Source organism: Neobacillus drentensis (genome assembly GCF_036962765.1).
GTDB classification, from domain to species: Bacteria; Bacillota; Bacilli; order Bacillales; family Cytobacillaceae; genus Neobacillus; species Neobacillus drentensis_C.
The window spans coordinates 1-6136 of record NZ_JBALOS010000283.1 but is presented as its reverse complement, the minus strand read 5'-3'; the positions used below and the strand labels follow the sequence as shown (position 1 = coordinate 6136).

5 protein-coding genes are annotated in these 6136 nt (G+C 38.0%); all 5 read left to right on the top strand.

Annotation, left to right across the window (positions count from 1 at the left end; all coding sequences use genetic code 11):
* Window positions 1-214 precede the first annotated feature (214 nt).
* The 5 genes from trhO to V7137_RS26915 all read left to right on the top strand — a co-directional run bounded on the left by trhO (window position 215) and on the right by V7137_RS26915 (window position 5990).
* Window positions 215-1174, top strand: a complete 960-nt coding sequence (gene trhO / locus V7137_RS26935) for an oxygen-dependent tRNA uridine(34) hydroxylase TrhO (RefSeq protein WP_335700918.1) — start codon at window positions 215-217, stop codon at window positions 1172-1174.
* A gap of 139 nt (window positions 1175-1313) precedes the next feature.
* Entirely contained in the window at window positions 1314-3101 is a 1788-nt protein-coding gene (gene pepF, locus V7137_RS26930) for an oligoendopeptidase F (RefSeq protein WP_335700917.1), read from the top strand.
* A 131-nt stretch (window positions 3102-3232) separates the two neighbouring features.
* Window positions 3233-4435: a CapA family protein gene (locus V7137_RS26925; protein WP_335700916.1), complete on the top strand. Its 1203-nt coding sequence runs from the start codon at window positions 3233-3235 to the stop codon at window positions 4433-4435.
* Window positions 4436-4606: 171 nt separating this feature from the next.
* Window positions 4607-5314, top strand: a complete 708-nt coding sequence (locus V7137_RS26920) for a GntR family transcriptional regulator (RefSeq protein WP_335700915.1) — start codon at window positions 4607-4609, stop codon at window positions 5312-5314.
* Between the two features lie 199 nt (window positions 5315-5513).
* Entirely contained in the window at window positions 5514-5990 is a 477-nt protein-coding gene (locus tag V7137_RS26915; protein ID WP_335700914.1) for a hypothetical protein, read from the top strand.
* The last annotated feature ends 146 nt before the right edge of the window (window positions 5991-6136 follow it).

The following is a 6136-nucleotide window of genomic DNA, read 5'->3' as shown; positions in this document are numbered from 1 at the left end:
TTTGTTCATAGTTTGTGTTCCTCCTTACAAATTCTCACATAGAAAATTGTAACAGAAAAAGGGAGGAAGGACGGATGGTAATATCCACCTATGCAGGAATTGCATCCTTTGGAAAGTGAAAAAATTTGAACTTCCTTGTCTGTTTTTGCTATAATAATAAGGTTAATGTTAAAAACCTAGGGTTTTTTATATATAAAATTGTAAGGTGGTAACCATGAATCAAGACTATAGAGTGTTATTGTATTATAAATATGTATCCATTGAGAATCCTGAAGATGTAACCCAGGAACATCTTAATGTCTGTAATGAACTTGGCCTCAAAGGCCGGATTATCATTGCAGCTGAGGGAATTAACGGCACGGTGTCAGGCACCATTGAACAAACTGACTCGTATATGAAATATATGAATGAACATCCACTATTTGCAGGGACTATTTTTAAAATTGATGAAGCGACTGAGCATGCTTTTAAAAAAATGAAGGTACGGTTCAGACCGGAACTTGTCACGTTGCGTTTGGAAGATGACGTCGATCCGAATTTGCAAACAGGGAAACATTTGAAACCAAAGGAATTCTTTGCGGAAATGCAAAAAGAAGATACAGTTGTCATCGATGCGCGAAATGATTATGAGTATGATCTAGGTCATTTTAGAGGGGCTTTAAGACCGGATATTCTTAACTTCCGTGACCTGCCACAATGGATAAGAGAAAATAAGCAGGAGTTTGATGGAAAAAAGATTCTAACCTACTGTACAGGCGGGATTCGCTGCGAAAAATTCTCCGGCTGGCTGATTCAAGAAGGCTTTGAAGATGTATCACAGCTTGAAGGCGGGATTGTCACTTATGGTAAGGATCCTCAAGTACAGGGAGATCTATGGGATGGTCAACTCTATGTGTTTGACGAGCGAATAAGCGTTCCTGTTAACCGTAAAGAGCATGTCGTTGTTGGGAAGGATTTTTACACGGGTGAGTCATGTGAACGCTATGTGAATTGTGCCAACCCAGAATGTAACCGAAAAATTCTTTGCTCAGAAGAGAACGAACATAAGCACTTACGCAGCTGTTCACATGAGTGCCGCGTTCACCCACGCAACCGTTATGTTGCCCAGCACGGTTTAAGTGAAGATGAGGTCAAAGAAAGATTAGCCGTTATTGAGAAAGAATTAGCAAGATAATTATTTAAAGCAAGCAGGTCATTTCGGTGGCCTGCTTTTTTATGTTCTCCTTTTTTAAGGTTTGCCAATAGGAATTTGAGAATATATTGATTATGATAGAGAATAGATACGGTTTGCATAGAGAGGAGAGGAATAATTAATGGTGAGTTATACCAATCGAAATGAAGTGCCCGTTCATGAAAAGTGGAATTTAGATGATATTTATTCAGATCTCAACAAATGGGAAGAGGATTATCTGAAGATTCAAGAAATAGCTGCTAACCTGAAGAAATATGATGGAACCATTCAAGATGGGAACATATTGTATCAATATCTCAATCAGCGAGAAGAATTATCTTTTCTATTCAACAAAGTTTATGCCTATGCGATGTTAAGAGTAGATGAAAATACAAGGGATACCGCCTCACAGTCTTATTTAGACCGAGCGAAACAATTGAGTGTAAAAGTTAGTGCTTCCACCTCCTTCTTTATGCCTTATTTATTAAGCCTGGATGAAGAAACATTAACAGGATACATAAAAGCGGAAAAGAAGCTGGACTATTTTGCAGAGGATCTATGGGAGTCGTTCCGTTACAAGCAGCATGTATTAACGAAGGAACAGGAAGCAGTCCTATCCCAATTAGGGGAAGCCCTCTCGGCACCGGGTAACATTTTTGGGATGATGAATAATGCAGATATTAAATTCGGGGAAGTGACCAGTGAGAGCGGTGACCGTGTCGAACTAACCAGGGGAATGTACTCCAAATTAATAGAAGATACGGATCGTGAAAAACGAAGAGAGGCCTATAAGGCATATTATCAGCCCTACCTGCAATTAAAAAATTCAATTGCTTCAACACTTTCAGCGGCCATCAAAAATAATGTGACAACGGCTAAAATCCGTCAATATTCTTCAGCGTTAGAAAAATCTCTGTTTGGAGATAACGTACCAAAAGAGGTATATGAGAATCTCATCATAACAACGAAACAAAATATCAGTCCACTCCATCAATATTCAAGGATTCGCAAGGAAAAATTGAAGCTTGATGAACTTCGTCAATATGATATGAGTGTCCCGCTGGTTAATGGAGTTAAGCAAGTCATTTCATACGAGGAAGCCTATGACACGATGTGCAAAGCGTTAGCCCCACTTGGAGAAGACTATGTCAATATCCTGAAGGAGTTTAAAGAGGCTCGTTATCTAGATGTGAGAGAAACACCTGGGAAGCGGTCAGGTGCTTACAATCTGGGGGTGTACGGCGTCCATCCTTATATCCTTTTAAATCATCAGGATGATTTGGACAGTTTATTCACATTGGTCCATGAATGCGGGCATGGTGTCCACAGCCGGTTGAGTTCACAGTATCAACCGCAAATAACTGCCAGGTACAGCATATTTGTGGCAGAAGTGGCATCAACCGTTAATGAAGTGCTATTAATTAATTATTTATTAAACAATGAGAAAGACCCTGATGTTCGGAAACATTTAGTGAATCATTTTATCGATCAATTTAAGGGTACGTTTTTTACACAGGTGATGTTCGCCGAGTTTGAAATGAAAACACATGAAATGGCAGAAAAAGGAATGCCGCTTAATGTAGAAGTCTTTAACCAAACCTATGAGACATTATTCAGGGAATACAATGGCGATGAGGTCGTCTTCGATGAGGAAGTAAAATTCGGCTGGTCAAGAATTCCTCATTTTTACCGCCCCTTCTATGTTTACAAGTATGCAACTGGATTTGCGTCAGCGATCCATTTGGCGACAAAGATTCTTGAAGGTGATCAAGAGACACTTACTTCCTATTTAGAATTCTTAAAGAGCGGCAGTTCGGATCATCCGCTTGAATTGTTAAAGAAGACCGGCGTCGATTTAACGACACCATACCCAATTGAAAATTCACTGAATCGGTTTGGTGAATTAGTAGAAGAGTTTTCACAAATTTAAAATAATCAACGCTCAAAACCCATGGTATTCTTCTTCTTAGAGGCGGCCATGGGTTTTATTTTTTATAGAGTATTAAGTGTATTTATTGTAAAATAAGAAAAATTAGGAATATTAAAGGGGTCATTGGGATTATGAATAGTAGAAAAGACAAAAAACAAGGAAGGAAGAAAGCATTTCTACCTTTCCTCATCCTTGTAGTTATTTTGCTTATTGCTGGTGGTTTTTACTTGAACAGCAGTTTGATAGAAGAGAAAACTGCTTCGAAAATCTCCAACAATATAGAAAAAGCGGCTGAAAAGGTAAAAAAAGAAGAACCAATGCAAGAAACGAAACCAGAAATCAAACCTGAAATTAAACCAGAACAAGTCAAGGAAACAACCATTAAAATAAGTGCTGCCGGTGATTTCACGCTTGGTTCGGATGAATCGTTTAATTATAGTTCTTCCTTCATCAAAGCAGCTGCTGACAATGGACTGCCGTATTTTGTTGAAGGCTTGGATAATATCTTTTTAAATGATGATTTCACAACGGTCAATTTAGAAACGACACTAACAAATGCGACCAAAAAAGCGGTAAAAACATTTCGCTTTAAGGGTGATCCATCCTATGCGGAAATTCTCAAATTAGGTGGAATTGAAGCGGTAAATCTAGCAAACAATCATATCCATGATTACTTAGATAAAGGCTATCAGGATACCATTACGTCATTAAAAAATCAGAATATCGGTTACTTTGGGTATGATCATAAATATATTACAACCGTAAAAGATACGAAAATAGGTGCACTTGGATATGAGGGTTGGTCAGACACATCGGAAATACGCAGTCAAGTGGCGAATGATATTAAAGAGCTGCGAGCACAAGGTGCGCAAATCATTCTCGTTCATTATCATTGGGGAAGTGAACGGCATTATGTCCCTGACAGTTCCCAAAAGTCGTTAGCCCGATTTACTATCGATAGTGGTGCAGATCTAATTCTAGGTCACCATCCTCATGTTGTCCAAGGAATTGAAGAATATAAAGGGAAATTTATTGTGTATAGTCTTGGCAACTTCATGTTTGGCGGGAATAGAAATCCAAGTGACAAGGATACGTTTGTTTTTCAACAAACCTTCCATTTGAAAAATGGAGTTCTCTCCGATACGAAGGAAATCAACGTTGTTCCATTTTCAATATCTTCTGTTTCCTCAAGGAATGATTATCAGCCGACGTTATTAACCGGCTCTGAAAAGGAAAGAGTTAAGCAAAAAATCATCGACGCATCAAATAAAATCAAAGGCTCTGATTGGCTTGTTTATGAAAATAATGATCCGGTCGTAAAAAAGGAAAACTAAATATAAACAAAATAAAGGGACAGTCAGCACTGTCCTTTTATTTTACTCCACAAGAAAGATTGTGAAATATTGTACTTAAGCTAAAGGTTGCTCAACCCGATATGGTTTTACCAAAAAGGTTTTGTGTATAATAGAGGCAGTAAAAGTTTGAACACAAAATAGGGAGATTATATGGCGGTCAAATACAAAGAAATTGCAGATGGTTTAGAACAAGAAATTCATGATGGGCAATTTGATCATACGAAGAAGTTACCGACTGAAGATGAGTTGATAAAAAAATTTGAAGTGAGCCGAAATACGATTCGAAAAGCAATTAATCAGCTGGTCAATCGCGGGCTAATCTACCAGGTGCAAGGCAGTGGCATGTTTTTACGGGAAAAGTCTGAAACGGATTATATCAATTTAGGCAGCCTTAGAGGATTAACAAAAGATTTGACTGCCAAAAACATTGAGACGAAAATTTTGGCCCTCGATGTGATTGAAGCGGATGAAGTTATCGCGAAACCATTGCGTTGTGAAGTGGGGGCTAAACTTTATTATATAAAGCGGCTGCGAATCGTCGACAATGAACCTTTTTCCATTGAAATAAGTTACTTTAAAAAAAATATTGTGCCCTATTTAAATGAAGATATCGCATCGAGCTCTATTTATAGTTATCTTATTGATGACCTGAGGTTACAAATTGGTTTCGCTGACAAAGTGATCAACTGCGAAAAAATCGATGAAGAGAGCGCGAGGTTGCTGCATGTTCATCCGATAGATCCAGCATTGATTATTGAAAATACTGTTTGCTTAACGAACGGAACCATCTTTGAATTATCTAAATCATTATTTCATTATCAAAAAGCAAAAATCTTAAATCGAATTAATTTTAAATAAAAACCGGAAAAGACTTCGCGTCTTTTCCGGTTTTTTGCGTGGGCCCAAATTGTTTTTTAACTTACTCGTATGTGACATGCGCCCCACATCATACATTTTTAAAAAGGAATTCATTGTACTTCATAACGAATTTCACCAAACTAACGCACCTGCTGCTAGAAATTGGGAAGAGCAAATGAAAAAACAGGAGGGGCTGAGTATGAAATTCACGATACAGTATATTCCTCTGGACAAAATCAAACCTGGACTATCGATGAAAATTACAGAGCACCTTAAGAAACTTCAGAGAGTTATGTGGGACTGCATGTTTGTTTTAGTAGTCAAAAAAAATCGGAAGGATGGCAGTTACATTATTGTTAGCGGGCAAGATCGATTTGAATCCCTTAAAAAACACACGAAAAATATTTATGCGCCCTGTATTGTCGATAAAAGTAGTCGTTCACCTGGAATGATATCGTGGTTTCATCGATTTCGGAACAAACAACCTCTTGATGACTTTCCTTTGATGCCGGCCAGCTGGCCAATCGTTCGCTCCTTTTTAAAACAAGAACCTCGTTTTAAACATCTTTCCCGTTCCGAGCAAATAAGAGTGCTGCTTATAGCAGCCCATTACAAAAAAACGGTGATTTATTCCATGAAAACAACTGTAAATGATATTCTAAGAAGTAAAAATTGATTCTTTTAGAAAACCGTAATGCCGCCCGATTTTACTACATAATGAAGCGAAATCGGGCATCCCGTTCCAAAACTCAAAAATAGGGTGCACTGTCATGGATTGTTTTTGATGAAATTTGGGAGTGATGGATGTTACATAATGTGGTA

Excerpts from the sequence above, each read along its gene's own strand:
- trhO (WP_335700918.1), top strand. The coding sequence starts at position 215 with ATGAATCAAGACTATAGAGTGTTATTGTATTATAAATATGTATCCATT.
- pepF (WP_335700917.1), top strand. The coding sequence starts at position 1,314 with ATGGTGAGTTATACCAATCGAAATGAAGTGCCCGTTCATGAAAAGTGG.
- V7137_RS26925 (WP_335700916.1), top strand. The coding sequence starts at position 3,233 with ATGAATAGTAGAAAAGACAAAAAACAAGGAAGGAAGAAAGCATTTCTA.
- V7137_RS26920 (WP_335700915.1), top strand. The coding sequence starts at position 4,607 with ATGGCGGTCAAATACAAAGAAATTGCAGATGGTTTAGAACAAGAAATT.
- V7137_RS26915 (WP_335700914.1), top strand. The coding sequence starts at position 5,514 with ATGAAATTCACGATACAGTATATTCCTCTGGACAAAATCAAACCTGGA.